The organism is Halomonas sp. R57-5, assembly GCF_900070345.1.
GTDB lineage: Bacteria > Pseudomonadota > Gammaproteobacteria > Pseudomonadales > Halomonadaceae > Vreelandella > Vreelandella ventosae_B.
Genome location: NZ_LN813019.1, coordinates 3,597,529 through 3,624,095, shown reverse-complemented (window position 1 = coordinate 3,624,095; position 26,567 = coordinate 3,597,529). Strand labels below are relative to the sequence as shown.

General features: G+C 56.3%; 20 protein-coding genes and 6 tRNA genes. 15 read left to right on the top strand and 11 right to left on the bottom strand.

All coding sequences use genetic code 11. The features are described from left to right. Nucleotides 1-2 precede the first annotated feature (2 nt). From murI to HALO_RS16605, 4 genes are all read left to right on the top strand, one after another. Nucleotides 3-836, top strand: a complete 834-nt coding sequence (gene murI, locus HALO_RS16620) for a glutamate racemase (protein ID WP_035577702.1) — start codon at nt 3-5, stop codon at nt 834-836. 40 nt (nt 837-876) lie between these two features. After that, nucleotides 877-2,001 (top strand): tRNA (uridine(54)-C5)-methyltransferase TrmA, encoded by a 1,125-nt coding sequence (trmA, locus tag HALO_RS16615; protein WP_035577703.1) that lies wholly within the window; start codon nt 877-879, stop codon nt 1,999-2,001. Nucleotides 2,002-2,158: 157 nt separating this feature from the next. Then, on the top strand, nt 2,159-6,982 hold the full coding sequence (locus tag HALO_RS16610; RefSeq protein WP_050713708.1) for an NAD-glutamate dehydrogenase: 4,824 nt from the start codon (nt 2,159-2,161) through the stop codon (nt 6,980-6,982). Nucleotides 6,983-7,101: 119 nt separating this feature from the next. Beyond that, nucleotides 7,102-8,115 carry a quinone-dependent dihydroorotate dehydrogenase gene (locus tag HALO_RS16605; RefSeq protein WP_035577707.1) on the top strand — a complete coding sequence of 338 codons (1,014 nt, stop codon included), beginning with the start codon at nt 7,102-7,104 and terminating at the stop codon, nt 8,113-8,115. A gap of 83 nt (nt 8,116-8,198) precedes the next feature. On the opposite strand, the gene rmf is transcribed toward HALO_RS16605, so the two are convergent. Beyond that, the gene (rmf, locus tag HALO_RS16600; RefSeq protein WP_035577708.1) at nt 8,199-8,408 is read right to left on the bottom strand and encodes a ribosome modulation factor; all 210 of its coding nucleotides are present in this window, start codon (nt 8,406-8,408) and stop codon (nt 8,199-8,201) included. Between the two features lie 347 nt (nt 8,409-8,755). Between rmf and rlmKL the strand changes: the two genes are divergently transcribed. Together rlmKL and HALO_RS16590 are read left to right on the top strand one after the other, a co-directional pair. Beyond that, nucleotides 8,756-10,996, top strand: coding sequence for a bifunctional 23S rRNA (guanine(2069)-N(7))-methyltransferase RlmK/23S rRNA (guanine(2445)-N(2))-methyltransferase RlmL (rlmKL, locus tag HALO_RS16595; RefSeq protein WP_035577711.1), 2,241 nt, complete (start codon nt 8,756-8,758; stop codon nt 10,994-10,996). Between the two features lie 29 nt (nt 10,997-11,025). Next, nucleotides 11,026-11,361 (top strand): glutaredoxin family protein, encoded by a 336-nt coding sequence (locus HALO_RS16590; RefSeq protein ID WP_035577713.1) that lies wholly within the window; start codon nt 11,026-11,028, stop codon nt 11,359-11,361. 50 nt (nt 11,362-11,411) lie between these two features. On the opposite strand, the gene HALO_RS16585 is transcribed toward HALO_RS16590, so the two are convergent. After that, nucleotides 11,412-11,693 (bottom strand): hypothetical protein, encoded by a 282-nt coding sequence (locus tag HALO_RS16585; RefSeq protein WP_035577715.1) that lies wholly within the window; start codon nt 11,691-11,693, stop codon nt 11,412-11,414. Between the two features lie 97 nt (nt 11,694-11,790). Between HALO_RS16585 and pdxB the strand changes: the two genes are divergently transcribed. Continuing rightward, nucleotides 11,791-12,942 (top strand): 4-phosphoerythronate dehydrogenase PdxB, encoded by a 1,152-nt coding sequence (gene pdxB / locus HALO_RS16580; protein ID WP_035577716.1) that lies wholly within the window; start codon nt 11,791-11,793, stop codon nt 12,940-12,942. Between the two features lie 81 nt (nt 12,943-13,023). Here the strand turns inward: pdxB and htpX are convergent, their stop codons facing one another. From htpX to HALO_RS16540, 8 genes are all read right to left on the bottom strand, one after another. Next, nucleotides 13,024-13,929 (bottom strand): protease HtpX, encoded by a 906-nt coding sequence (gene htpX, locus HALO_RS16575; RefSeq protein ID WP_050713707.1) that lies wholly within the window; start codon nt 13,927-13,929, stop codon nt 13,024-13,026. 130 nt (nt 13,930-14,059) lie between these two features. Beyond that, nucleotides 14,060-15,307: a pyridoxal phosphate-dependent aminotransferase gene (locus HALO_RS16570; protein ID WP_035577720.1), complete on the bottom strand. Its 1,248-nt coding sequence runs from the start codon at nt 15,305-15,307 to the stop codon at nt 14,060-14,062. A gap of 89 nt (nt 15,308-15,396) precedes the next feature. Then, nucleotides 15,397-16,353: a ribosome biogenesis GTPase YlqF gene (ylqF, locus tag HALO_RS16565; RefSeq protein ID WP_035577722.1), complete on the bottom strand. Its 957-nt coding sequence runs from the start codon at nt 16,351-16,353 to the stop codon at nt 15,397-15,399. 66 nt (nt 16,354-16,419) lie between these two features. Next, nucleotides 16,420-16,818, bottom strand: a complete 399-nt coding sequence (msrB, locus tag HALO_RS16560; protein ID WP_050713706.1) for a peptide-methionine (R)-S-oxide reductase MsrB — start codon at nt 16,816-16,818, stop codon at nt 16,420-16,422. 136 nt (nt 16,819-16,954) lie between these two features. Beyond that, nucleotides 16,955-18,541 (bottom strand): gamma-glutamyltransferase family protein, encoded by a 1,587-nt coding sequence (locus HALO_RS16555; protein ID WP_050713705.1) that lies wholly within the window; start codon nt 18,539-18,541, stop codon nt 16,955-16,957. Nucleotides 18,542-18,565: 24 nt separating this feature from the next. Further along, nucleotides 18,566-19,891 carry a TRAP transporter large permease gene (locus HALO_RS16550; RefSeq protein ID WP_050713704.1) on the bottom strand — a complete coding sequence of 442 codons (1,326 nt, stop codon included), beginning with the start codon at nt 19,889-19,891 and terminating at the stop codon, nt 18,566-18,568. A gap of 3 nt (nt 19,892-19,894) precedes the next feature. Further along, a complete protein-coding gene (locus tag HALO_RS16545) occupies nt 19,895-20,404 on the bottom strand; it encodes a TRAP transporter small permease subunit (protein ID WP_035577732.1) in 510 nt (169 codons plus the stop codon). 1 nt (nt 20,405) lies between these two features. Continuing rightward, on the bottom strand, nt 20,406-21,509 hold the full coding sequence (locus HALO_RS16540) for a TRAP transporter substrate-binding protein (protein ID WP_035577734.1): 1,104 nt from the start codon (nt 21,507-21,509) through the stop codon (nt 20,406-20,408). Nucleotides 21,510-21,843: 334 nt separating this feature from the next. Here HALO_RS16540 and HALO_RS16535 point away from each other — a divergent pair. The 6 genes from HALO_RS16535 (at nt 21,844) to HALO_RS16510 (ending at nt 22,628) form a co-directional block, all read left to right on the top strand. Next, nucleotides 21,844-21,919: transfer RNA gene (locus HALO_RS16535), tRNA-Glu, on the top strand. 53 nt (nt 21,920-21,972) lie between these two features. Next, nucleotides 21,973-22,047 (top strand) — tRNA-Gly (locus HALO_RS16530). A gap of 99 nt (nt 22,048-22,146) precedes the next feature. Further along, nucleotides 22,147-22,222, top strand: a tRNA-Glu gene (locus HALO_RS16525). Nucleotides 22,223-22,269: 47 nt separating this feature from the next. Then, nucleotides 22,270-22,344 (top strand) — tRNA-Gly (locus HALO_RS16520). Between the two features lie 103 nt (nt 22,345-22,447). After that, a tRNA-Glu gene (locus HALO_RS16515) sits at nt 22,448-22,523 on the top strand. Nucleotides 22,524-22,553: 30 nt separating this feature from the next. After that, a tRNA-Gly gene (locus HALO_RS16510) sits at nt 22,554-22,628 on the top strand. Between the two features lie 264 nt (nt 22,629-22,892). Here HALO_RS16510 and HALO_RS16505 read toward each other — a convergent pair. Next, nucleotides 22,893-24,398, bottom strand: a complete 1,506-nt coding sequence (locus tag HALO_RS16505) for a methyl-accepting chemotaxis protein (protein ID WP_231896737.1) — start codon at nt 24,396-24,398, stop codon at nt 22,893-22,895. 414 nt (nt 24,399-24,812) lie between these two features. Between HALO_RS16505 and HALO_RS16500 the strand changes: the two genes are divergently transcribed. Next, on the top strand, nt 24,813-25,796 hold the full coding sequence (locus tag HALO_RS16500) for an ABC transporter ATP-binding protein (protein WP_035577738.1): 984 nt from the start codon (nt 24,813-24,815) through the stop codon (nt 25,794-25,796). Further along, entirely contained in the window at nt 25,793-26,566 is a 774-nt protein-coding gene (locus HALO_RS16495; RefSeq protein WP_035577741.1) for an ABC transporter permease, read from the top strand. The genes HALO_RS16500 and HALO_RS16495 overlap by 4 nt, the downstream gene beginning before the upstream one ends. Nucleotide 26,567: the final 1 nt, after the last annotated feature.

Below are 26,567 nucleotides of genomic sequence, written 5' to 3'. Positions count from 1 at the left end.
TCATGAAAGGGCCCGTGTTAATTTTTGATTCCGGCGTTGGCGGCCTGTCGGTGGCGCAGTCCCTGCGCCAACACTACCCTGATGCGGCGCTGTGTTACGCCTGCGACAACGCTTGGTTGCCTTATGGGCTGCGCGAAGACGCAGCGCTGACTGATCGTATCGTGGCAGTGTGTTGCGCCGCAGTGGCGGCATGCCAGCCGAGCGTTTTGATCGTTGCCTGTAATACCGCAAGTACCCTGGCGTTGGAAAATTTGCGCGAACGATTAGCGATCCCCGTTGTGGGCACCGTGCCCGCGATCAAACCTGCCGCGGCGATCAGCCAGACACGCCATATTGGGCTGCTTGCCACCAAAGCCACGGTTGGCCGGCCCTATACCCAGCGCTTGATTGATAGCTTTGCCAGTGATTGCGTCATTACTCGCGTCGCCGCTGATGCCTTGGTCGTCGAAGCAGAAGCGTACTTGGCGGGTATAAGCCCCAATACTGACCGTATGCAGGCGGCCCTGGCGCCGTTATGGCACGCCTCGACACCTTCGTCTGCCCTCCGTTTATCTTCTGACTGCTTATCTTCTGACGATCGGGCCCTGGATACCGTGGTGCTGGGCTGTACCCATTTCCCGCTGCTAAAGCCCTGGCTGACCAAGCTGGCCCCTGTGCCGCTGCACTGGATCGATTCCGGCGACGCGATTGCCCGCCGGGTCGCGCAAGTGGTTGATGAGCTCTATAGCGGTCAACAGGATGGCCGCTGCTTTACCACGGCACCCGCTGCCAACCTGACCGCTGGTTTCGCCCGCTATGGGTTTAAGGCGTCCCAATGGCTGGATATGGACGACTGAACGTTATTTACTTCTGATCAAAATATTAAGAGGAGCAGCCTTGGCTATCCCCGTTGTAGAACCTGAGCGCTACGCTGAGCAGCTAGCCGCCAAGCGCGATTACCTGGAAAGTACCTTTGCCCCTTTCCAGCCACCGGCGTTAGAGGTGTTTGAATCGCCGCCGGGTTATTACCGCCAGCGCTGCGAGTTTCGCATATGGCACGAAGAGGACGATCTCTTCTACGCCATGTTCGAGGTAGACCCTGAGAATCCGAAGAACAAGCGGGTGATTCGGCTAGATCAGTACGCGGTGGCCAGCGAGCGCATTAACCAGCTCATGCCGCAACTGCGCGAGGCCTGCCTTAAGTCTAGCGAGCTACGCCGCAAGCTGTTTCAGGTCGAGTTTTTAACCACGCTATCGGGGGAGGCGCTGGTAACGCTGATTTATCACCGCCCGTTAGGCGAAGAGTGGGAGCAAGAAGCGCGGGCGCTGGAAGCACAGTTGGGTATTATGATTATGGGTCGTTCCCGCAAGCAGCGCCTTGTGTTGACCCGTGACCACGTCTGGGAGCGGCTAGAGGTGGATGGCCGAACGCTACACTACCAACAGGTCGAAAACAGCTTTACCCAGCCCAATGCGCATATCTGCCAGAAAATGCTCCGCTGGGCACGGGATGTCACCGCCGACCAGCCAGAGCAGGGCTTAAACAAAGATCTGGTTGAGCTCTATTGCGGCAATGGAAATTTCACCATCGCCCTGGCGGACAACTTCCGCCGCGTGCTGGCCACCGAAATCTCTCGCACCTCGGTGGCCAGCGCCAACGTCAACCTGGAAGCTAATGGGGTAACGAACGCACAGATTGGGCGCATGTCAGCTGAAGAGTTTTCTCAGGCACTGAAGGGCGAAAAAGCCGGGCGTCGCGTGGCGGAAATGGCCTTGGATGAGTACGATTTTTCTACCGTGCTGGTCGATCCGCCGCGTGCTGGTTTAGACGCGCAGAGCTGTGAGCAACTCAGCGAGTACGCCCAGATCGTCTATATTTCATGCAACCCAGCCACGTTAGCTGAAAACTTGACCATACTGACCAACACCCATCGGATAGAACGCTTTGCGCTGTTTGACCAGTTTCCGTTTACCGACCACTGTGAGTGTGGGGTGCTGTTAAAGCGGCGCGAGGTCGAGTAAGCGTCGACCTAATGCGTAAACGGTATGCGTCATGAACAACACGTCAGGTGATTAGGGCCGTGACGATAGGTAGCGTAAGCTAGCCGTTATGTTGGCCTAAAGGCCTATTGTCCTTCGTTTTTTGGCCGGTTAATGGCCCAGGCAGTCGAGGTGATGGATGCACTACGTTGCGATTGAAGAGAGTCGGCAAGATCTTTTGAAGCAGCTTCAGGAGCGGCTACACGCGCGGTTAGACCCCGCACGCGCCGCCACTGTGGACGCCTTTGCTCGACACTTTTATGCCACCGTGCCGGTGGAAGACCTGGTAGATCGTCGCCTGGACGATCTGTATGGCGCAACGCTGTCGATCTGGCAGTTTTTGCAGCACCACGACTCGCAAAGCCCCAAGGTACGGGTATTTAATCCAGATTTTGAAGAGCACGGCTGGCAGTCGACGCATACTTTCGTCGCCGTTCTCCACGCAGATATGCCGTTTTTGGTCGATTCGGTGCGTATCGAGCTCAACCGCCGCGGCTTGACGGTGCACGCGATTCAAAATGCCGTGCTGGCGGTCGCTCGTGATGAGCGTCACCAGCTACAGGCACTGGCCTCGCCCAGGGATGAAAACGCGCCTGAAGCCCGCGAGTCGCTGATCGTGATTGAGGTAGACCGGCACACCGATGTGGCGCTGCTTGAGAAGATTGAGCACAACCTGCACGAAGTGCTCCGCGATGTACGTACCGCCGTAGGCGATTTCGACGCCATGTGCTCGCAAATTACCGCATCGATTCAAGAGCTGGAGAAAAACTGCCCGCCGCAGATCGACCCCGACGACCACGAAGAGGCGATTGCCTTTTTGGAGTGGATGCTCAAAGATAACTTCACTTTCCTGGGCTACGACGAGTACCTGCTGGAAGGCCACGAACTGCAGCGCGATGCCGATAGCGTGTTAGGCGTGTTCCGCCTGGATCAGCCGCGCTACTGCGAGCGCATTCGTACCGAAGAGGGCGTGGATGAGCACAACGATTATGTGCTGGTGCCGCAACTACTGTCGTTTGCCAAAAGCGCCCATCATTCCCGGGTGCACCGTCCTACCTACCCAGACTATATCACCATTGACCGCTACGACGACGACGGCAATGTGATCGGCGAGCGGCGCTTCTTTGGTCTGTTTACCTCTACGGTGTATAACGAGTCACCGCGCAATATTCCGCTGCTGCGCCGCAAACTTAAAGCGGTAATGGATATTGCTGGGTTTAACCCCCAAGGCCACAACGGCAAGCAGCTGCTCCAGGTGCTGGAAGTCTACCCCCGCGATGACCTGTTCCAGATTGATMCCGAGTCGCTGGCGAGTACCGCGCTGGGCATTCTCAATATCCGCGAGCGCCGCCAGGTGCGGCTGTTTATTCGCGCCGATATCAGCGGCAAGTTTTATTCCTGCCTGGTGTTTGTGCCCCGCGACGTGTTCTCTACGGACCTGCGTCAGCGCATCCAAAACGTACTGTGCGACGAGCTGGACGCCCACTTTGGCGACTTCAATACCTATTTATCCGAGTCGGTGCTGGCGCGTATTCAATTGATTCTGCGCTTTAATGGCGACGCGCCCAGCGACTACGACCTCAAACGCCTTGAGAGTAAAGTGGCGCGGCTGGCGCGCAGCTGGCGCGACGAGCTGCAGAGCGCGATGATTGAAGGCTTCGGTGAAGAGCGCGCTAATCTGCTTATGGATCAGTTCCGCGAGGCGTTCTCTGCCAGCTACCGGGAAGACTTCTCCGCGCGTACCGCGGKGTTTGATGTTCAGCACCTGCTGACGCTGAACAACGGCGACGATTTATCGCTGTCGCTCTATCGCCCGCTGGAAGAGCAGGGCGGCGGGGTTAATCTGAAGCTGTTCCACCGCGGTACGCAGATACCTCTCTCTGACGTGCTGCCGATGATGGAAAATCTTGGCCTGCGCGTGATTGGCGAGCGTCCCTACGATATCAACGCCCCTGAACAGCGCTACTGGATCCACGATTTCGAGCTTGAGCACAGCGGTGCGGATGTCAGTCTGGGCGATAKGCGCGATGTGTTCACCGAAGCCTTTAAGCGCATCTGGACCGGCGAAGCCGATAACGATGCCTTTAACCGCCTGATTATCGGCGCCGGGCTGGATTGGCGCGAAGTGGCCATGCTGCGCGGCTACGCCCGCTATTTAAAGCAGATCCGCTTCGGCATGTCCCAGGACTATATTGCCGCCACGCTGGCCAACTACCCGGCCATTACCCGCGAGCTGGTTGAGCTATTCCGGCTGCGTTTTGATCCTGAGCAGCAGAGCCACGCCACCGACGAGTGTATTGCCAGCTTGAACGAGCGCCTTGAAGGTGTCGCCAGCCTTAACGACGACCAGCTGCTGCGCCGCTTTATGGAGCTGATCCTCGCCACCCTGCGGACCAACTACTACCAGCTTGCCGAGGGTGGGCGCTTTAAAGACTACATCGCCTACAAGCTCGAGCCCTCTAAAGTCACCGGTATGCCCAAGCCGCGGCCGATGTTTGAGATTTTTGTCTGCTCGCCGCGGGTAGAAGGCGTGCACCTGCGTGGCGGCAAAGTGGCCCGCGGTGGTCTGCGCTGGTCGGATCGCTTTGAAGATTACCGCACCGAAGTGCTGGGGCTAGTGAAAGCCCAGCAGGTGAAGAATGCGGTTATCGTGCCGGTCGGCGCCAAAGGCGGTTTTGTGTGTAAACGCATGCCGGAAAATGCCAGCCGTGACGTTGTCCAGAAAGAAGGTATTGCCTGCTATCAACTCTTTATCCGTGCGCTATTGGATGTCACCGACAATTTGGTGGGGGGGGACGTAGTCCCGCCGGAAAATGTGGTTCGCCACGATGCGGATGATGCGTATCTGGTGGTGGCCGCCGATAAAGGCACCGCTACCTTCTCGGATATCGCTAACGAAATTTCCATTGAGTATGGCCACTGGCTGGGTGRTGCCTTTGCCTCTGGCGGCGCCAATGGCTATGACCACAAGAAAATGGGTATCACCGCGCGCGGTGCCTGGGAATCGGTTAAACGCCACTTCAAAAATCTTGATCTCGACACCCAACGCGACCTGTTTAGCGTGGTGGGGATCGGCGATATGGCTGGCGATGTGTTTGGTAACGGCATGCTGCTTTCTGACAAGATTCAGCTAGTCGGCGCCTTCAACCACCTGCATATCTTTGTCGACCCCAACCCGGATGCAGAGGCCTCCTTTGCCGAGCGTAAGCGATTGTTTGCATTGCCACGTTCAAGCTGGGAAGACTACAGCCAGGAGCTGATCTCCGCCGGTGGCGGCATCTTTAGCCGTAGCGCCAAGTCAATTGCCATCACGCCGGAGATGCAGCAGGTATTTGGCATTCATGAAGAGCGCCTGTCGCCCAATGAACTGATCCGCGCCATGCTCAAATCCAAGGTGGATTTGATCTGGAACGGCGGTATCGGTACCTACGTGAAAGGTTCTGAAGAGACTGACGCTGATGTAGGCGATAAAGCTAACGACACGCTGCGCATTAACGGTAATGACTTAAACTGCCGTGTGGTCGGCGAGGGCGGTAACCTCGGTTTGACCCAGCGCGGGCGTATGGAAGCCGCCGCCAAGGGTGTACGGGTGTATACCGACTTTATTGACAATGCCGGTGGGGTGAACTGCTCTGACCATGAGGTCAATATCAAAATCCTGATCGATGAAGTGGTCAAGCGTGGCGATATGACCGACAAGCAGCGCAATGAACTGCTGGCGGACATGACCGATGAGGTAGGTGATCTGGTGATCCTGGATAACTACCGCCAGAGTCAGGCGCTGGATCTATCGGCCATCCTCTCCGATTATTCGATGGGCCCTTACCGCCGTTTTATCAGCGAACTGGAAGCCGCAGGACAAATTGATCGCGAGTTGGAGTTCCTGCCCACCGATGAGGTGCTCAAAGAGCGCACCAGTAATGGCCAAGGGATGCGTTTGCCAGAGCTTTCGGTGCTGATCTCCTACGCCAAGAGCACCTTGAAGGGCGACTTGATCACCTCTGAAGTGCCGGACGATCACTACATTCACCGGCATCTGGAGCGGCTGTTCCCATCAGTGCTGGTTGAGCGCTTTAAAGACGAGATGTACGAGCACCGTCTGAAGCGGGAGATTGTCGCCMCCCAGGTCGCCAATGACTTGGTTGACCATATGGGCATCGTCTTTGTACGCCGCCTGATGGACTCCACCGGCGCTGGGCGTGCCGATATCGCGCGGGCCTATATCGTGGCCCGCGATAGCTTCAACTTGCCCGGCCTATGGGCACAGATTGAAGCCCTCGATAATCAGGTGCCCAACCGTATTCAGMCCTCAATGATGCTCGATCTGATGCGCTTGATCCGCCGTGCCACGCGCTGGTTTGTGCGTCAGCATTTGGGGCTCTCGACCCAGGATACCATTGAGTACTTTGCTCCCCGCTTAGCGCAGCTGCAGGAAGGTATAGGTGAGTTGCTCAGCGGCGAAGAGCTGAGCGCTTGGAATAACCGCCGCGACGAGCTGCTGGAAGCGGGTGTGCCCGAGGCCTTGGCGTCCACCGTGGCAGCGTCATCAAGCCTCTACGCTGGGCTGGGTATTATCCAAGCGGCGCGCCTGACCAATGAAAAACCGCAGCGGGTAGCGGAGGTGCTGTATGAAATTGGCAGCCGCCTGGAACTGCCGTGGATGATTCAGCAGGTAACCCAGCTGGAAGTGCGCGACGCCTGGCAGGCCCAGGCGCGGGAAACCTTCCGTGACGATATTGAGCGCCAGCAGTTGGCGCTGACCACCAGCGTACTGAAGTTGGATGCCGGAAGCCGCGATACCCAGGAGCGGGTGGCGCAGTGGCTGGATCAGCACGCTGACCTGCACCGCCGCTGGTGCCGTCTTATCGAAGAGGTGCGTGGCGGCAGTGAAGGCGGCTTTGCGCTGTTTGCCGTCGCGGTACGCGAGCTGGTTGATCTTGCCGAGAGCGATAGCGAGGCGTAGGTTCGCCTAGCTTTTTCATACGCCACTGTAAAGCGTGTTCCGGTTCTCCACCGGGGCGCGCTTTATTGCGTTATACTGGCGCCCGTTTTCAGCCCCGCACCCGTTTTTAGAGACCCGCTATGTATAACCTTGCCCGTTCGCTGTTCTTTCGCGTTGATCCAGAAACGTCCCATGGCATGGCGCTAAGCGCGCTGGAGACACTGCATCGCATGGGCGGCGTAACGCGGCTATTTGGACAGCCGGTCAATGATCCCGTCGAGCTGATGGGGCTGCGGTTTGCCAATCGCGTCGGGCTCGCCGCCGGGTTGGATAAGAACGCCGACCATTTGGATGCCCTGGGTGCGCTGGGCTTTGGCTTTGTCGAAGTGGGCACCGTCACGCCCAAATCCCAGCCGGGCAATCCCAAGCCCCGGCTGTTTCGTCTGGCGCAGCACGAGGCGATCATCAACCGCTTTGGTTTTAACAACAAAGGGGTGGAGCATCTGATTCAGCAGGTTAAACAGCGCCATTACGCTGGCATAGTGGGTATCAATATTGGTAAGAACCTCACCACGTCAGTAGAGCAGGCGTTGGATGACTACCTGGTGTGTTTAGACGCGGTGCACCCTTATGCGGACTACATTGCCGTTAATGTCTCGTCACCCAATACCCCCGGGCTGCGCAGTCTGCAGTTTGGCGAGCAGTTGGACGCGCTGTTGGCGCCTATTCGTGCCCGCGCTATAGAGCTTGATGCCCAAGCGGGCCGCAAGGTGCCGTTGCTCATTAAGATCGCTCCGGATATGAGTGCTGAAGAAGTAGCGTTGATGGCGGGAAGTATTGAGCGCAACCACCTTGATGGTGTGATTGCCACCAATACCACGGTATCCCGTGAAGCGGTGCAGGACGACCCCCAAGCGAAGGAGGCCGGTGGACTTTCTGGTAAGCCGGTCTTCGAAGCATCCAATCGCGTGATTCGACAACTGCGTGAGCACCTCCCCGCGTTGCCGATTATTGGCGTAGGCGGTATTGATAGCGCCGCTGCCGCCCAGGCCAAAATCGCAGCTGGCGCGGACTTAGTGCAACTCTACTCAGGTTTGATCTACCAAGGGCCTAAACTAGTCGGCGAGTGTGCGAGGGCACTGAAAGCTAGCTAAAAAGCCCACTTAAAAAGTGGGCTCACTTATAACCTTTTGTTTAAAAGTTAGCTTACATTTAAACATCAGAGAGTCTAAAAACGTTAAGTCATGACCATGGGGTTTTTATGGATACCGGAAATGCCGGTCATCCCATCCCACTGGTCGCCGCGACCTTCACGCCAACCGCTCATCCAGTATTCGCGTAAATTGATATCTTGACTGGGACAGTCATCACGAGAACGACCCGATACACCCGCTTTGTAGCCGTGGACATAAGCCCGCTGGAAGCGATCACGTTTTTGCCGTTTCATTGGCTAACCTCTTTTCACGAAAGCCTTTGATAAGAAATAGGATGTTGACGACACTATTGGTAATACATGTTCGAAAACACCATTATTCCGAGAGCTTGCTTCAAGAGCGAGACGCCGCCTCAACTCAAATGTCTAGCACTCACGAGCTGAACGGGTCGAGCGGCGATCTCTTTCAAATCATAGGCCGAGTCATAAACCGGCCCTGACAGGCAACGCATGCGTTTTTCAGTAGCTACTCTCTTATTGTTAGACCATGATGGGGTCATCTGTCGACTACCAATTTGTCATAAAACGTAAACTCATTTGTTATATACAGGAATATCGCGCCTTTCAGCGCCGCTATTATCATGATCGAGTCGAACCAAACTGCTCCGCTAAATTTGCTAGCCACCTGCCCCAAAGGCATCGAAGGCCTGCTCCACGATGAACTCATAGCGCTGGGCGCTACGCCGGGCAAAACCACGGTGGCTGGGGTGTACTTCACTGCCAGTCAGGCCATCGCCTACCGCGTATGCCTATGGTCGCGATTAGCTAACCGGGTGATTTTAACCCTGGTGCGCGAATCGATGATCGACACCGCCGAGCAGGTGCGCGATGTGGTCGCCCGCATCGCCTGGACGCAACACCTGGCACCGGGTAACACGCTGGCGGTGGATTTCCACGGCCGCAGCGAGCATATTCGCCATACCCGCTTTGGCGCGCAAACCGTTAAAGACGGCGTGGTCGATGCCCTGCAGCTGGCCGGGCAGGAACGTCCCAACGTGGATACCAAAACCCCGCATTTGCGCATCTACGCCCATCTGCACCGGATGAACTTGACCATTGGCCTGGATCTCTCTGGTGAAAGCCTGCACCGCCGGGGCTATCGCCGTGACGTAGGCCACGCGCCGCTAAAAGAGAACTTGGCCGCAGCGCTATTGGTGCGCGCGGGCTGGCCCGAGCGCTTAAAAGCGGGTGAGCCGCTGATTGATCCGCTATGTGGTGCGGGCACGCTACTCATCGAAGCCGCCATGATGGCCGCCGACCAAGCGCCAAACCTTAATCGTGAGCGCTTCGGCTTTCACGGCTGGGCAGGGCATGATGACGAGGCGTGGCGGGAGCAGAAGCGCGAAGCCGAAGCGCGCGCGTCGATTGGCCGCAAGCGCTGCAAAGCGCAACTCTTAGGTTTCGACCAGAGCCCGGCGGCCCTCAATGCGGCGAAAGCCAATGCCATGCGAGCGGGTATTCCTGCGCTGATTTCCCTGCATGGGCAGAGTCTGGCCCAACTGACCCGGCCAGAAACGCTCAGCGCTGAAAGCGGCCTGCTGATCACCAATCCTCCTTACGGCGAACGGCTGGGCGAGCTGCCTGAGCTGGTGCGTCTCTACGCCCAGCTGGGTGAGAAAGCCAAAGCGCTGTTTCCCGGCTGGACGCTGGCGGTCTTTACCGGCAACCCGGATCTCGGCCACCGGCTGGCTATGCGGGCGCACAAACAGTATGCGCTCAAAAACGGCGCCTTGGATGCTAAGCTGCTGCTAATGGAGATTGGTGGTGCCGAGCACTCGCCTGCCGTTAGCGATGCGCCCCAGGCCAGCGTTGAGAGCGGTGCTGCGCCGACTGCTGAAGATCGCCAAGAAACGCCTCACGCACCAGCCTCAAAAGGCTCAGACAATGCGCAGATGTTTGCCAATCGACTGATTAAAAATCAGAAGCGCTTGAAGAAATGGCTTAAACAGAGCGGTGAAACCAGCTATCGCATCTATGACGCTGATATGCCCGAGTACGCCCTGGCGGTGGATCGTTACGGTGATCGCGTGCACGTGCAAGAGTACGCGGCGCCCAGTTCGATCAATCCGGCTCAGGCGCAAAAGCGCTTGTACGATGCCTTGGAAGTCATGCCCGAGGCGCTTAACGTTGATGCCAGCAAAATCTATATCAAACGCCGCGAGCGCCAAACTGGCAGCGCTCAGTACCAGAAGCGAGCCGCCAGCGGTGAACGCTTTGAGGTGCAGGAGGGCGCAGCACGGCTATGGGTCAACCTGCGCGACTACCTGGATACCGGGCTGTTCCTTGACCATCGGCCGGTACGGCGCATGCTGGGCGAAATGGCCAGCGGTAAGCGCTTTTTAAATCTGTTCTGTTATACCGCCACAGCGACGGTACAGGCGGCCTTGGGTGGCGCTAGCGACAGCGTGAGCGTGGATATGTCCAACACCTACCTGGAGTGGGCGAAAGACAACTTTGCGCTAAATAAACTTGATACGCGACTGCACCGGGTGGTGCGCGACGACTGTTTCCGCTGGCTGGAAACCGCCAACGCCGAGTTCGACCTGATCTTTATGGATCCGCCGACGTTCTCTAACTCCAAGAAGATGCGCGACACCCTCGACGTGCAGCGTGACCACCCGCGGCTTGTGGAGCTCGCAATGGCGCGCCTGGCACCCGGTGGAACCTTGGTATTTTCTAATAACCAGCGGCGCTTTAAACTGGATGAGGCGCTTAGCGAGCAATTTGCCGTAGAGGACATTACCGGGCGTAGCTTCGACCCCGATTTCCAGCGGCGTACAAACTTGCACCATGTGTTTCTACTTCGCCATAAGGCGTCATAGGAGAGCTGTAGTATGAAGAGAGCTTCAGTATGATCCAGCTATCGCTTTACACGACCATGGGCTGCCACCTGTGTACCCAATTAGAGTCACTGGTGGCCACGCTCGCGAACCAAAAGGTATGGTTGCACCATATCGAGATTAGCGACGACGATGCCTTGGTGGAGCGCTACGGCGTGCGTATCCCGGTGCTGATGGACAGTGACGGTAAGGAGCTGGATCGTGGTTTTGAGCTGGAGCGCTTAAGTGCCTGGCTGCGCGAACGCGGCTGGCTGGATGAATCGGCGCTGGCGGCGTTTACCGCACCGCCAGAAAGCACAGCGCCTAAAGGCGCCCATGAGCGTGACGGGCGGCGCTTCTTAGGCTAAAAGTGTATGGCTAAAAGTGCGCGGTTAACAAGCATGGCTAAACGTGGTGGCTAAAGCACATCCAGCAGTGAAAGCTGGCGCATGGCTTCCTGGCCTTCTGGCGTATGGTCGGCCACTTCCAGCACCTTGCGAAACCCCCGTGAAGACTGGATGGTGGCCTCATCCTCCAGCCACATATGGGCTTGATCCAGCGTATCGGCTAGTTGATGTTTCAGGCCGCCAAACTGAGTGCCGATTTGGCCCCAAGCGCGGCTGAAAATCCAGTCACCAAACATATCCTGGTGAATATGAACCAACACATAGTCATGGTTGGTTTCCCAGCGTACGATCACAACACTCTCCTTACTTAGCCCTTAAAAGATAGCCTTTAAACACGCCTGCCCATCAGCCGTCGCGGGCGTATTGTAAAGCCCGGATACCCAAACGCCTATGAAACTTGTCATCGACGCTAACATCCCTGCTGCAGACACCTGCTTTGGCTCCTTGGGTACGCTAACCCGCGTACCCGGGCGGGAGATAAACGCCGTTCATCTTCACGCCGCCGACGCGCTGATTGTGCGCTCCATTACCCACGTTAACGATAAGTTGCTTACTGATAGCCCCGTGCGCTTTATTGGCACCTGCACCATCGGCACCGATCATATCGATCAGGTGGCGCTCGCTAAGCGCGATATCGCTTTCGCCAGTGCCCCCGGCTGCAATGCCGAAGCGGTGGTCGACTACGTATTAAGCAGCCTGCTGACGCTGGCAGAACGCGATGGCTGGCTGCTTAGCGAGCGTACCGTGGGTATTGTGGGAGTGGGTAATGTGGGCAGCCACTTGCAAGCACGGCTAACCGCCATGGGCATAGCAACGCTGGCCTGTGACCCGCCCCGGGCTGAGGAGGAGGGGGTGAGAGGGTTTCACTCTCTAGACGCCCTCATTGAACGCTGTGATGTGCTCTGCCTGCATACGCCGCTGACCCGGGAAGGCCCTCACGCCTCTTACCAACTACTCAACGCCCAGCGCATCGAAGAGCTGATGCCGGGTTGCGTTGTTCTGAATGCTGGGCGTGGGGACTGCCTGGATGGCTTGGCGTTGCGCAGCCGGTTGGCGGGGAAGGGCGATATCAGCGCAATATTGGATGTATGGGAAGATGAGCCGGACATCGACGCTGGACTGCGCGATCTGGTCTCGTTGGCAACGCCGCATATTGCCGGGCATAGCCTGGATGGCAAGCTGCGCGGCACCTGGATGATACGGCAAGCGCTGGCGCACCACTGCGGCCAACCCAGCGAGCTGACGTTTGCTGATATTTGCCCACCGCCCGCCCTCGCGTCGCTGCATTTGCAGCACGCACTCCCCCCGGAAGACGCCCTGCGACTCTGCATGCGAGCAGTTTACGACGTACGCCGCGACCACGATGCGCTAGAGCGTCAAACGCTGCATCACGGTATGCGCAAAGGCTTTGACGACTGCCGCGCCAACTACCCGCTACGCCGCGAGTTCGCTACCCTCAACGTGCAGCTATCAGGGGAGGCGGTAGCGCTAGAGGGTATACTGCGTGGTGCAGGGTTTGCGGTAACACTAGCTAGATTGTGAAAAACAGCTATTGAAAACCGATGGCGAAAAACAGTAAGGCCCGCATATGCGGGCCTTAAACGTATGAAATTGCGGAAAAACTTACTGACGATAAGCGGCTTCTTTTAGTGCGCGGATGCGCTCATCCAGCGGCGGGTGGCTGGCAAATAGCTTTTCCACCAGCGAGCGTGTTTGGCCTTTKGTGATGGCCATGGCGCGCAGCGTATCAGGCATTTGGTCGGGCATTTCGGTTTCGGTTTTCAAGCGTGCCAGCGCGCTGACCATGGCGTTGGTGCCCGCCAAGCGTGCACCTGCTTCGTCGGCGCGGTATTCGCGGTAGCGCGAGAACCAGGCGACGATCGCCGAGGCCAAAATACCAAATACAATCTCAGCGACCATAACCACTGCGAAGTAACCCATAAAGCCCAGGCCGCCACCGCCCTCGCTACGGCTGCGCAGGAAGTTATCCACTAGGTGCGCCGCCACCCGGGCAAAGAACATGACAAAGGTGTTCMCCACGCCTTGAATCAGTGCCAGCGTTACCATATCGCCGTTAGCGACGTGACCTATTTCGTGAGCCAGTACTGCGCGCMCTTCTTCCGGGCGCATACGGTTCATTAAGCCCGCTGAAACAGCGACTAACGCATCATCTTTATTCCAGCCAGTCGCAAAGGCGTTGGACTGCTGGGCGGGGAAGATGCCCACTTCCGGCGTTTTGATACCCGCTTCACGGGAAAGCTCCGCAACGGTATCCAGCAACCACTGCTCTGTGGAGTTGGAAGGCGTTTCAATAATCACCGTGCCGGTGCTGCGCTTGGCCATCCATTTGGAGATGAACAGCGAAATAATCGAGCCCGCCATACCGAAGATAAAGCAGAAAATCAGCAGGCTGGTGAAGTTGATCCCCTGGCCGCGCAGATACCCTTCAACGCCCAGCAGGCGCAGGGTAATACTGGCGACCAACAATACCGCTATATTGGTGCCTAAAAACAGTAGAATTCGCATCATGGTGCAGGTTCTCCCTAAGCGTTTATAAAACGGTTTAACAGCAGCCAGTGAAATGGGTCACGGAATAGTTGCTTAGATACGTACTGTTCATGGCAGTTTCAAGTCATGGAGGCTGTTAAATCTTCCTGACTTACTGACGGTAACGGGACAAAAAGTTAGCAAAGCGGTCCAGCGCATCGCCAAGCTGGTCGGCCCAGGGTAGCGTGACGATGCGTACATGGTCCGGCTCGGGCCAGTTAAAGGCGGTGCCCTGCACCAGCAATATTTTTTCCTGTAGCAGCAGATCCAACACCATCTGCTGGTCATCTTTAATGTTGAACACTTTCGGGTCGAGGCGTGGAAAGGCGTAGAGCGCGCCTTTGGGTTTCACGCAGGAGACCCCGGGAATAGCGTTCAGCTTCTCCACGGTAATATCGCGCTGGGCCAGCAGTCGCCCGCCGGGCAGGATCAGATCATTGATCGACTGATAGCCCCCCAGCGCGGTTTGAATCGCGTGCTGGGCGGGCACGTTAGCGCACAGCCGCATAGAGGCCAGCATATTCAGCCCCTGGATATAGTCCTGGGCGTTTAGCTTGGCCAGGGTGCCGGAAATAATCATCCAGCCTGAGCGGAAGCCGGCGCAACGGTAGCTTTTGGAGAGACCGTTCATAGTGATGACTAACTGATCATCGTCCGCCAGTGCCCCGGTAGCGGTGTGCTCAACGCCGTCATACAAAATCTTGTCGTAGATCTCATCAGAGAACACCACTAGATTGTGCTGCTTGGCGATTGCCAATACCTCTTTAACCACGGCAGGCGGATATACCGCACCCGTTGGGTTATTGGGGTTGATCAGTACAATGGCCCGGGTGTGGCTGGTGATTTTGGCGCGAATATCCGCCATGTCGGGCGTCCAGTCGGCTTGTTCGTCGCACAGGTAGTGCACCGCATGGCCACCGGAAAGGTGGGCGGCCGCGGTCCATAGCGGGTAGTCCGGCGCTGGAATCAGTACCTCATCGCCGTCATTGAGCAGCGCCTGCATGGCCATCACAATCAGCTCGGAGACGCCGTTACCGATGAAGATATCCTCAATGCCCACGTTGGGAATCTGCTTACGCTGGCACTCCTGCATTATTGCTTTACGGGCGGAGTAGAGGCCCTTGGAGTCGCAGTAGCCCTGGGCGGTGGGCAGATTACGCATCACATCCTGGAGAATCTCTTCCGGCGCCTCGAAGCCGAACGGCGCAGGATTGCCGATGTTGAGCTTGAGAATCCGCTGGCCTTCCTCTTCCAGGCGCTTGGCATGGTCGAGTACCGGGCCACGAATGTCATAGCAGACATTGTGCAGCTTATGAGATTTCTTCAGCGGTTGTGATTCGTGCGACTGCGGGGTATCCATGAGGTGTCTGTCCAAAAGTAGCGAGAGGCCCAAAGTATCCAAAAGGTAAGCGCCTACGAGCCGTCATCGGCTAACAGGCTGCCAAACCATTATGCGTCGGAAAGGTCTTGATTGTCTTCGTTGTTTTGCTCGGGCGGTGGGGGAATATCCGCCGGAGTTTCAAGGGTTAGTCGGCCTAGCTTGCCATCGCGCAGTTCGTGAAGCAGTACTTCCGCGCCGCGATGCAGATCGACGGCACCGCCGGGGCGCAGTCCGCCACGGCGAGCAGCAATATCTTTCAAAATGGCGTTGCCGTCAAAGCCAGCAATAGCGAGGAAGTCAGGCTTTTTGGGGCCGTCCGCATCAATGTCGTGGGGAATATCGGGCGCCGCGTAGGGCGGCAGCTCTTTGAGCTTATAGCGCTCGGTGAGCGCTTCAGGGTAGCGTTTGGCAAGCTCCGCGCTGGTCACAATCGCCACGTCTGTGTACTCAATGGCCGTGTCGCGAATGGCACCGGTGGCGGCGAGGCGATAGGCGCTGGCCTGGTCTTCAATTTTGGGCCACAGTACCCCAGGGGTATCGGTAAGCGCCACACGCCCATCAATACGTACCTTTTGCTGGCGCTTGGTCACCGCAGGCTCGTTGCCGGTTTTGGCGATTTTTCGCCCTGCTAAGCCGTTAATCAGCGTGGACTTACCGACATTCGGTATGCCCATCACCATTACGCGGACATCGCGATCAGCACGCACGGCACCGGCCAGCTCATGGCATAGCTTGGGGATTTTCTTTAGTTCGCGGGTATTGGTGGTGGTCACCGCCAGGGCGCGCATATTCTCTTGGGCATCGAAAAAAGCCACCCACTCGGCCGTTCGCTCAGGGTCGGCGAGATCGGCGCGGGAGAGAATTTTCAACACCGGCTTATGGCGGGTTAGCTCGGCCAGCATCGGGTTGGCGCTGGAGTAGGGCAGACGCGCGTCGAGTACCTCGATCACGACATCGATCTCTGGCAGCACCTCCGCAATCTGGCGGCGGGCCTTGTTCATATGTCCTGGAAACCAGCCGAGCATGAATCTCTCCTACAAGCACAAAAAAAGCGGGCTGCCATTATAGCAGCCCGCCGGACTTAACGCTGATTACTCGTCGGGGTGAAATTCCAGTGACACGGAGTTAATGCAGTAGCGTAAACCGGTGGTATCTGGAGGCCCATCGGGGAATACATGACCCAGGTGGGCATCGCAGTGGGAGCAGACCMCCTCGGTTCGCTGCATGCCGTGCGTGGTGTCGGTATGCTCCTCCACACAGCGGGTGCCCAGCGGCCGGTCGAAGCTTGGCCAACCGCAGCCAGCGTCAAACTTGTGCTCGTTTTCAAACAGCGGCGCATGACAGCAGACACAGTGGTAAATACCCTGCGCATCGCGCACCTGATAGTCGCCGGTGAACGGTCGTTCCGTGCCTTTTTCACGCGCAACACGGTACTGCTCTGGGGTTAGCTGTTGTTGCCATTCGTCGGGGGATTTTTCTATTTTCGCCATGGGGTTCTCCTTTCCCTCTGGTTTCAATCATTCAGAGGCTTATTAGGCAGACTAGCTTATCACTTGTGTAAGTGACAGCTAGCCACCTGCCCAAGTTCAGCCTGTGCGAAGGCTGAGAAAGCCGCCAGTCTGCTTCTTATAAGCTTGCCSCCCCGCCATTACTGCGCGGGTCGTGGGCGCTTTCTATTAATCCATCGGGGTGGTGCACAATCCCACCTGCATGCCCCATGGTGTCGCTGAATGCCTCTGGGAGTACTTCCACATCATGGCCCGCCGTGACTAAGGCGGTGATCAGCGCGTCGTCAAAGCGCGCTTCCAGCTTTAAGTTCGTGCTGCTTTCTCCCCAGGTACGACCCAGCAACCAGCGGGGGGCGGTAATCGCCTGCTGGAGCGGCATGCCGTGCATTGCATAGCGTGAAAATACGGCCGCCTGGGTTTGCGGCTGGCCTTCACCGCCCATAGTGCCGTAAACCATGGTGCGGCCATCGTTAAATTTGGCCAGCGCCGGGTTCAACGTGTGGAAGGGTTTGCGACCAGGGGCTAAGCTGCGCAGGTCGTCGGGGTTAAGCGAGAAGCTGATGCCGCGGTTTTGCCACAGCACGCCGCTTTCCGGTAACACCACGCCGCTGCCAAACTCCCAGTAGATGCTCTGAATAAAGCTCACCGAACGTCCTTCGCTATCCACGGTGCCCATCCAAATGGTGTCGCCTGGCGCTGGTTCGTGGGGCCAGGGTAGGGCGTGCTGCGGGTCGATCTGAGCCGCTTCTAAGCCAATGTTCTCTTCGCTGAGCAAATCTTGCAGCGGTGTTGGCACACGGCCGGGGTCGGTGACGTTTTGGTCGCGCAGGATAAAGGCGCGTTTGGTGGCTTCAATTAAACCATGCAGGTGGTCAAAACCGTTGGGCTCGGCGGCTTTTAGGCGCTCGTAGATACCTAAAATCATTAACGAGGCCATGCCTTGGGTCGGCGCAGGCAGGTTATACAGCGTGGCATCCTGAAGCGTTACTTCCAGCGGTGTGACCCGTTGGGCGCGATAAGCGTGAAAGTCTGCCAGGCGCAGCGGACTGCCGACGGCCTCTAAATCCCGCGCCATACTGGCGGCCAGCTCGCCGCGGTAGAAGTCATCTAATCCTGCTTCTGCCAAACGCTTGAGTGTGGCGGCCAAACGCGGCTGGCGCAGCCGTTCGCCTTCACGGGGTACCTGGCCGTTAAGCAGAAGGGCATCGCTAAAGCCAGGGCTTTGGGATAAACGCTCTACGTGTTTGGCAGTGAGCGCCTCTTGGCTTTGGGAAACCGCAATGCCCGTTTCGGCATGATGAATGGCATCGGCCAGTAGGGTGGTAAGCGGAAGTGACTTACCCCATGTTGATGCCACGTTCAGTGCTTCATGCCAGCCGCCAATGGTGCCCGCCATGGTAAGCGCAGCTTTAGGGCCACGCTCGGGAATCTGCGTTTCACCGGCGTAGAAATCCGCGCTGGCCAAGCCTGCCGCCGGGCCGCATGCGTCGATAGCTACCGGCGCTTTGCCCGGCTCATGAATTAACCAGAAACCGTCGCCGCCCAAGGCGTTCATATGCGGATAAACCACGGCAATGGCCGCGGCAGCGGCAACCATGGCTTCTACCGCATTACCACCCTGTTTAAGCACATCGCGCCCGGCGCTGGCAGCTAGGTGATGAGGGGCGACACAACTGCCGCCATAACTACGTTGAGTGTGGAGCATATCCAGCGTCCTTTTTAATTATGATTACCAGCCAATCGCGTTCGGTAGCCAAGTGGCAATGCTCGGAAAGATAAACACCAGCGCCACGGCCAGAAACTGTAAGCCGATAAAGGGCAGTGCGCCTTTGTAAATATCCAGTGTCGAGACTTCTTTAGGCGCCACGCCTTTAAGGAAAAACAGCGACCAACCAAAGGGAGGGGTAAGAAACGAGGTTKGCAGCACCAGCCCCACCAAAATACCCAGCCACACCATATCAACGCCCATCTGGACAAAGAAGGGTAGAAACAGCGGTAGGGCAATATAGCTGATCTCGATCCACTCCAGGAAGAAGCCCAAGACAAACATTAGTAGCAGCATAAACAGCATCGCGCCTAGCTCACCACCGGGCACCCAATCAAACATACGGGCAACCAAGTGCTCGCCGCCTAAACCACGAAATGCCAGGCCAAACACCTGGGCGCTGATTAAAATAAAGAACACCATCGCCGAGATTACCAGCGTGGCTTTGGCAACCTCTTTGAGCAGCGCAAAGGTTAACCGCCCGGAGCAAGTCACAATGACTAACGCCCCCAGTGCGCCCATGGAGGCCGCTTCGGTAGGCGCCGCAATACCGCCAATAATCGAACCCAATACTGCAAACACCAAGCCCACAGGCGGTCCCACTACGGTAACGACTTTACGAATCAGTTGGCGCCTCCCCATATCCGCACGCTCTTCAGCCGGAATTGGCGGCATTAGGTGGGGGTAGAGTTTGGCGATCATCAGAATGGCAATAATATAGACCGCCGCCAGCGTCAGCCCCGGCACCATGGCCGCGGCGAACATCGTGCCGACCGATTCACCCAGAATTTCCGCGAGTAAAATCAGCACCAGGCTGGGCGGAATAATTTGCCCCAAGGTACCCGAGGCGCAAATCATGCCGGTGGCCAGGGTTTTGGGGTAACCGCGGCGTAGCAGTGTGGGCAGGGTGAGCAGGCCCAGGGTGACGATGGKGGCGCCGACAATGCCCGTCGCGGCGCCTAACAAAACGCCAACTAAAATAATCGCCACCCCCATGCCGCCTGAAACGCCGCCAAACAAGTGGCCGATCACATCGATCAGCTCTTCAGCCAATTTCGACTTCTCCAGCATCACCCCCATAAACACAAACAGCGGTATCGCCATAAAAGTGTAATTGGTCACCACCCCGTAGATACGCGATGGCAGCAGATTAAACAGCATCGGTCCGAAGCCGATATAGCCAAAGAAGAAGGCTGTAGCGGCGATGCTTATACCTACCGGTATACCAATCAGCAGAAACACGAAAAAAGCCACGATCATGCCGATCGCTAGCCATTCATTGGGAGACATGCGTTATTCACCTCGTGTGGGCAGGGCGAACGCCTGACGCAGCGCGTGGGCCAACCCTTGCAGCGCGAGAAGGACAAAACCAAACGGAATCAGCGATTTGAGTAGCCAGCGCAGAGGTAGGCCACCGGGGTTGGGTGACGCCTCGCCGCGGGCGAACGACTGGGCGATCCAGGGCAGCGTCAGCCAGGCGATATACAGCCCCATGACTAGCAGTAATAGCCCACCGATCACCTCAATTACTCGCTGCAGACTCGCGGGGAAGCGTTCGTAGAAGACGTCCACGCGAACTTGCTCACCCATCAGCAGTAGATACGACATGCCAAACAGTGCGATAGGTGAGATCAAGTGCCACTGCAGCTCCTGCAGCCATACCGCGCCAACGCTAAATGCATAGCGCATCAATACGTCACCAGCGACTAATCCGACTAATACCACGCAGGTCCAGGCGGCGATCCAGCCAAAAAGCCGAACCACCGCCTCAACTCCGTGGACAAAACATGCCACGGCGCGCATATCAGACTCCGATAATGTCGTTTAACCAAGCGCGTTCACTGGCGCCTGCCCAGCGGTCATGATTGGCTTTAAACGCCATATAGCTATCGTGCACTTTACGCACCAGCGGGTCGGCGTCGGCTTCGGTAGAAAGCGTGTCCATCGTTGCCTCACGCAGCGCATCAATGACGGGTTGTGGCAGCATGCTGGCAGTGACGCCTTCGTTTTCTACCAGGTCGGTCATGGCTTCACCATTAACGGCTTCCGACCAGGTCACGCTCTCCAAGCAGGCAGCCATACAGGCGCTTTTCACAATCATCTGCAGATCTTCAGGCAGGCTGTCCCAGTGTGATTTCGAGATCAGCAGTTCGCCAGTGGTAGAAGGTTCATGCCAGCCAGTGGTGTGGTAGAACTTGGCAGCGTTGTGTAGGCCCATGCGGCGGTCTTGGAACGGGCCAACAAACTCGGCGGCATCGATAACGCCGCGCTCCAGCGCCGGGAAGATTTCGCCACCGGGCAGCACGCGGGCATCCACGCCAAGCGAGGAGTAGACCTGACCCGCTAAGCCAGGAACGCGCATGCGCAGACCGTTTAGCTGGCTAATATCCTCAATGGGTTCGCGGAACCAGCCGGTCATTTGTACGCCGGTGTTATTCAGCGGGAAGGCCACCATTCCGTAGGGTTCATACACTTCGTGCCAAAGCTCCAAACCGCCACCGTGGTAAAGCCACGCCATATGGCCCATAAAGCTCATGCCAAATGGCACGGTGGTGAAGTACTGGGCGGCAAAGGTAGTGCCCGACCAAAAGTAGCTGTTGGCGGCGTTCATTTCGATGGTGCCGCTTTGGACGGCTTCGAAGCCTTCAAAGGCGGGAATCAGCTCGCCGGATGAGAAGTGTTGAATGTTGAGTCGACCGCCTGACATGGCGTTAATTTTGGCGATTACATCGGTGGGGCTGCCAGGACCTTCCACGTAAAAGGGCGAGCCGGGTGGATAAGCATTGGTCATACGCCAGTTAAAACTCTCGGCGGATTGCGCACGGGCAATTGACGGCGCCCCTAATACCAAGCCGGCCGTGGAGGAGACCGCGGCTGTAGTGAGAAACTTGCGACGGGATAAGGACATAGCACACCTCATTAATTGGGAAGTAGGTCAGCAAGGGAACACAATGAAGTAGCAAGGGGTGTGCCATAAAAAATCGATTTTTTTATAAATAAAAGATTTTAAAGGGTTTTGTAGGTTGCAAGTTGGCAAGGTAAGCACAACAAAATTAACGGTTTGCACCGTTATGCAGCTTGTTGATCTCAAATGGCACTCTTGGTGTGCACTTGATATCGCTCTCTATTGTCTGAGCGTGTAGGTGGTTGAAAGCAGGTCAGTTAGCTTGATGAGGGCTGAGTGCTTGACAGCTTAAGGCGGTCTGAGTAACATACGCGCCACCTCGACGAGGCAATGCAACGTCCCATTCGTCTAGTGGTCTAGGACACCGCCCTTTCACGGCGGTAACAGGGGTTCGAACCCCCTATGGGACGCCACTTATTTTGAGGCTAAGCCTTTAAAGATAAGAGGTCGTCAGGGTTATCGGAATGCGGGAATAGCTCAGTGGTAGAGCATCGCCTTGCCAAGGCGAGGGTCGGGAGTTCGAATCTCCTTTCCCGCTCCAAGTAKGTGTTAGGTGTGTGGTAAGTCAGGCGAGGTCGGGAGCTGGAACGCCAGCCCGGTCGAATCTCCTTTCCCGCTCCAAGCAGAAATTGCTTAWAKTGTCCCATTCGTCTAGTGGYCTAGGACACCGCCCTTTCACGGCGGTAACAGGGGTTCGAACCCCCTATGGGACGCCACTTTCGGTACTTTAGGTAAGCGTTAAGTAAGAGCAAGCGTTTTATAAGCGGGAATAGCTCAGTGGTAGAGCATCGCCTTGCCAAGGCGAGGGTCGGGAGTTCGAATCTCCTTTCCCGCTCCAGGTTTGATGGTGTGGTAAAGAGTATCGCCTTGCCAAGGCGAGGGTCGGGATCTGGTGCGCCAGTCCGATCGAATCTCCTTTCCCGCTCCAGTTTCGATATATWGTCCCATTCGTCTAGTGGYCTAGGACACCGCCCTTTCACGGCGGTAACAGGGGTTCGAACCCCCTATGGGACGCCATCAAGCGTTATAAGCAGTTGTGTGTGCGTTGCGGGAATAGCTCAGTGGTAGAGCATCGCCTTGCCAAGGCGAGGGTCGGGAGTTCGAATCTCCTTTCCCGCTCCAGTTTTGTTGGTGTGGAAGAGTATCGCCTTGCCAAGGCGAGGGTCGTGAGCTGGAAGGCCAGTCACGTCGAATCTCCTTTCCCMCTCCGTGTAAGCAGTCGTACTCCTTCGTTATCCTCTCTGCCGTCATTCTCTTTGTATTCAAGCTTTTAGCTTTTTTAATAATCGCCTGTTTTTGTGCGATTTTTTTCGTGCGCTTAAATAGTTGCCACACCCAATACGCTCAAGCCAACAGGCTTGAGCGCAGAAAAGCGTTTCTGAATGGTTAGTGGGTGAGTGTGAAGTGGCTGACGACATCGTTTAGCGACTGTGAACGCTTGGTTAGGTCATGGGCGGACGTTGCCGTTTGCTGAACCATGGATGCATTATCCTGGGTAGCCTGATCTAATTGAGCAATCGCAACGTTGATCTGTTCAATGCCCCGCGTCTGTTCGTGGGTGGCCGCGGTAATGTCGGTAAACAAGTCATTAACCTGCTGGATCTGCTGATCAATTTTTTGCATCCGCTCTTTCGCCGTGCCGACCAGCGTAGCGCCATTGCTCACTTGTGTGTTCGATGTGTCGATCAGCGTTTTGATCTCCTGAGCGGCGTTGGCTGAACGATTCGCTAGCTGGCGCACTTCGCCAGCGACGACGGCAAAGCCTCGCCCATGTTCGCCCGCCCGAGCGGCTTCCACGGAAGCATTGAGTGCCAAAATATTGGTTTGAAACGCAATGCCATCAATCAGAGTCACGATCTCGGTGATTTTGGCGGCTTCTGCGTTAATAGCCTGCATGGAGGTGACCGCTTCCCCAATCGCCTGTTGGCCTGCTTGGGACGTTTCGCCGGCATTGCGTACCAGCTCTTTGGCTTGTTCTACGCTGTCGGCATTTTGTCGCACTGTGGCGGTGACCTCTTCCATGCTGGAAGAAGTTTGTTGAAGCGCTGCAKCCTGTTGCTCGGTGCGCGAGGAGAGTTCTTGATTGCCTGAGGCGATCTCGCCGGCATTATGATCAACGGCGCTACTGGTGGTCTGTATTTCCTGCATGGTTTCGCGCAGCTTGTCACGCATTGCTTGGATATCGTGCAATAAGCTGCTGGTGTCGTTCTGGCTGAGCAGCACTGTTGCGGATAAATCGCCTTGAGCAATACGGCCAACGACGCTTGCGGCGTAGCTAGGCTCGCCGCCAAGACGACGTAGGATTAACGAGATCATGCTCCAGAAAGCGATGGTGACTAGCACGCCAGCGAGTATGCCCACTACTACGCTTTCGATAAGCTGACCCATGATCGCGCTGTTAACATCCCCCATAAAAACACCGCTGGCAATGTACATATCCCAAGGCCCGTAAGCCTCGGCGTAAGTACGTACCAACGGTTGCGCATCGTTTCCTCTGGCAAAATTTGAGTAATACTCAGTGAAACTGCTTCCCGTGCCGCGGGTGTTATCTAGAATGGCTTGGAAAATACGCGTGCCTTCAGGATCAGTGACCTGGGCCAGATCGTCTCCTCGTTCCCGTTTAGGGTGGGCAAGCATTTTCAGGTCGCCACTAAACGCAAATAGATAATTATCTTCTTCCCCGAAACGCACATCGCGAATGGTGTCCAAGGCGAGGGTTTTAGCTTCATCCAGCGTGATATCGCCCTGCTGGGCCAGCATGTCAAAATGTTCCATGGTCGAAACCGCGATATCCACGGCGGTGACCATGCGTTGTTCGCGTTCGGTATACAGTAAGGCACGACTTTGCCATGCGTTAACGACAATCATGATGGCAAGGATCAACCAGAGCACAACAACTCCAATAAGCCGCTGTCGACGAAGGGGTAAAGCGGCTAAGCTCTTCTTTGTCTTAGGCGAAGCGACTGGCGGTAAGCTGGCTAAGGCCTTTGGGTGGTGAGTAACAGTGGCGCTCATTATGTGATTAGCTCTCTTATGTGTTTTCTTGATTCCCTTGTATGCCAAGCGGTGGTTATCCCGACTCCCTACATAGCACGGCGCTAATACTAAAGTATTAGTTCGCGGGCTTCTGCCCCAAAAGCGTGGCAAAGTGTCATTAAATGTACATATGCGCTTGAATCGATAGCGCGCTAGCCAATAGCAGGCTATGTGTGGCAGTGGGTGGCTTGAAAAAACATATGATTGCCCCGATATCTCTCCTTCTAACGCACTTTTTCGTGCTTCTCATTTTGCTGACAGGACATTTTCATGGCCGAACCGGCATTGTCGATCCGTGGCCTTACCAAAGTGTATGGCAATGGTTTTCAGGCGCTCAAAGGTATTGATCTCGACGTCCAGCAGGGCGATTTTTTTGCTTTGTTGGGCCCCAATGGCGCCGGTAAATCCACCACCTTGGGGGTGGTTTGTTCGCTGGTGCAAAAGACGGCGGGCAAGGTCTCCATATTCGGCATTGATGTGGATAAAGACTTCGCTAAAGCCAAGTACCAGCTAGGCGTAGTGCCTCAAGAGTTCAACTTCAATCAATTTGAGAAAGTGCTCGATATCGTACTGGCCCAGGCGGGCTACTACGGTATGACTAGCCGTGAGGCCTTGCCCCGCGCTAAACAGCTGCTGACCGATCTGGGCCTATGGGAAAAGCGCAACGGCAGCGCGCGCATGCTGTCAGGTGGCATGAAGCGCCGCCTGATGATCGCTCGAGCGCTGATGCATCGTCCCAAACTGCTGATTCTGGATGAGCCAACCGCCGGGGTGGATATCGAGCTGCGGCGCAGTATGTGGGAGTATATGCGGCGAATTAACCAAGACGAAGGCACCACCATCATCCTGACGACGCACTACCTGGAAGAGGCTGAGAGCCTGTGCCGTAATGTGGCGATTATCAATAATGGCGACATTGTGCGGAACACTAGCGTGCGGGAGCTGCTGGCTGAGCTTGATACCGAGACCTTCTTGATTGATTTGGCTGAGCCAGTTGTAGAAGTGCCCAGAATCGAAGGCTTTGAGCTGCACCAGTTAGAACCCACCCAGCTTTCGTTGTTAGTGCATCGCGGACAGCGCTTGAACGATGTCTTCAATGCGTTGAGCGAGCAGGGCGTGCAGGTGGTTTCCATGCGTAATCGCGCCAACCGTCTTGAGGAGATGTTTGTGTCAATGGTGGAAAGCAGTGGCCAAGGAGCGATTGACCAGCGCGTAGCAAGCTCAAGTGATGAAACCAAAGAGGTGCGCGCATGAATTTCAGCCAGACACTCATCGCGCTCTGGACCCTGGTGCTAAAAGAGATCAAACGCTTCACCCGCATTTGGCCACAAACGCTACTGCCGCCCTCAATCACCATGGCGATGTACTTCATCATCTTCGGTAATCTAATTGGTTCGCGGATTGGCGATATGGACGGCTTCAGTTACATGGACTTTATCGTCCCTGGACTGATCATGATGTCGGTGATTACCAACAGCTACTCCAACGTGGCATCGAGTTTCTTTTCAAACAAGTTCCAGCGCTCGATTGAAGAGATGATGGTATCGCCGATGCCCAACTGGGTGATTTTGGCCGGCTTTATTCTAGGCGGTATGGCGCGTGGGCTGGGCGTAGGGTTGATTGTGACCGTGGTATCGCTGTTCTTTACCCGCCTGACCATGGAACATCCGCTGCTCACGGTGTTGGTCGTTGTGCTCACCTCTGCGCTATTTTCTATTGGCGGCTTTATTAATGCCTTGCTGGCGAATAAGTTCGACGATATTTCTATCGTGCCGACCTTTATTCTCACGCCGCTTACCTATCTGGGTGGCGTGTTTTACTCAATCTCAATGCTGCCTGACTTCTGGCAGGGCGTTTCCATGCTCAATCCGATTTTGTACATGGTGAATGTTTTCCGTTACGGCTTCTTGGGAGTGTCGGATATTCCCGTTGGCTGGGCGCTTGCCGCCATTTTCGCCTTTATTATTGTGCTGTTTAGCATTGCGCTAGCGATGCTAGAGCGAGGCAAAGGCATTCGCAGCTAAG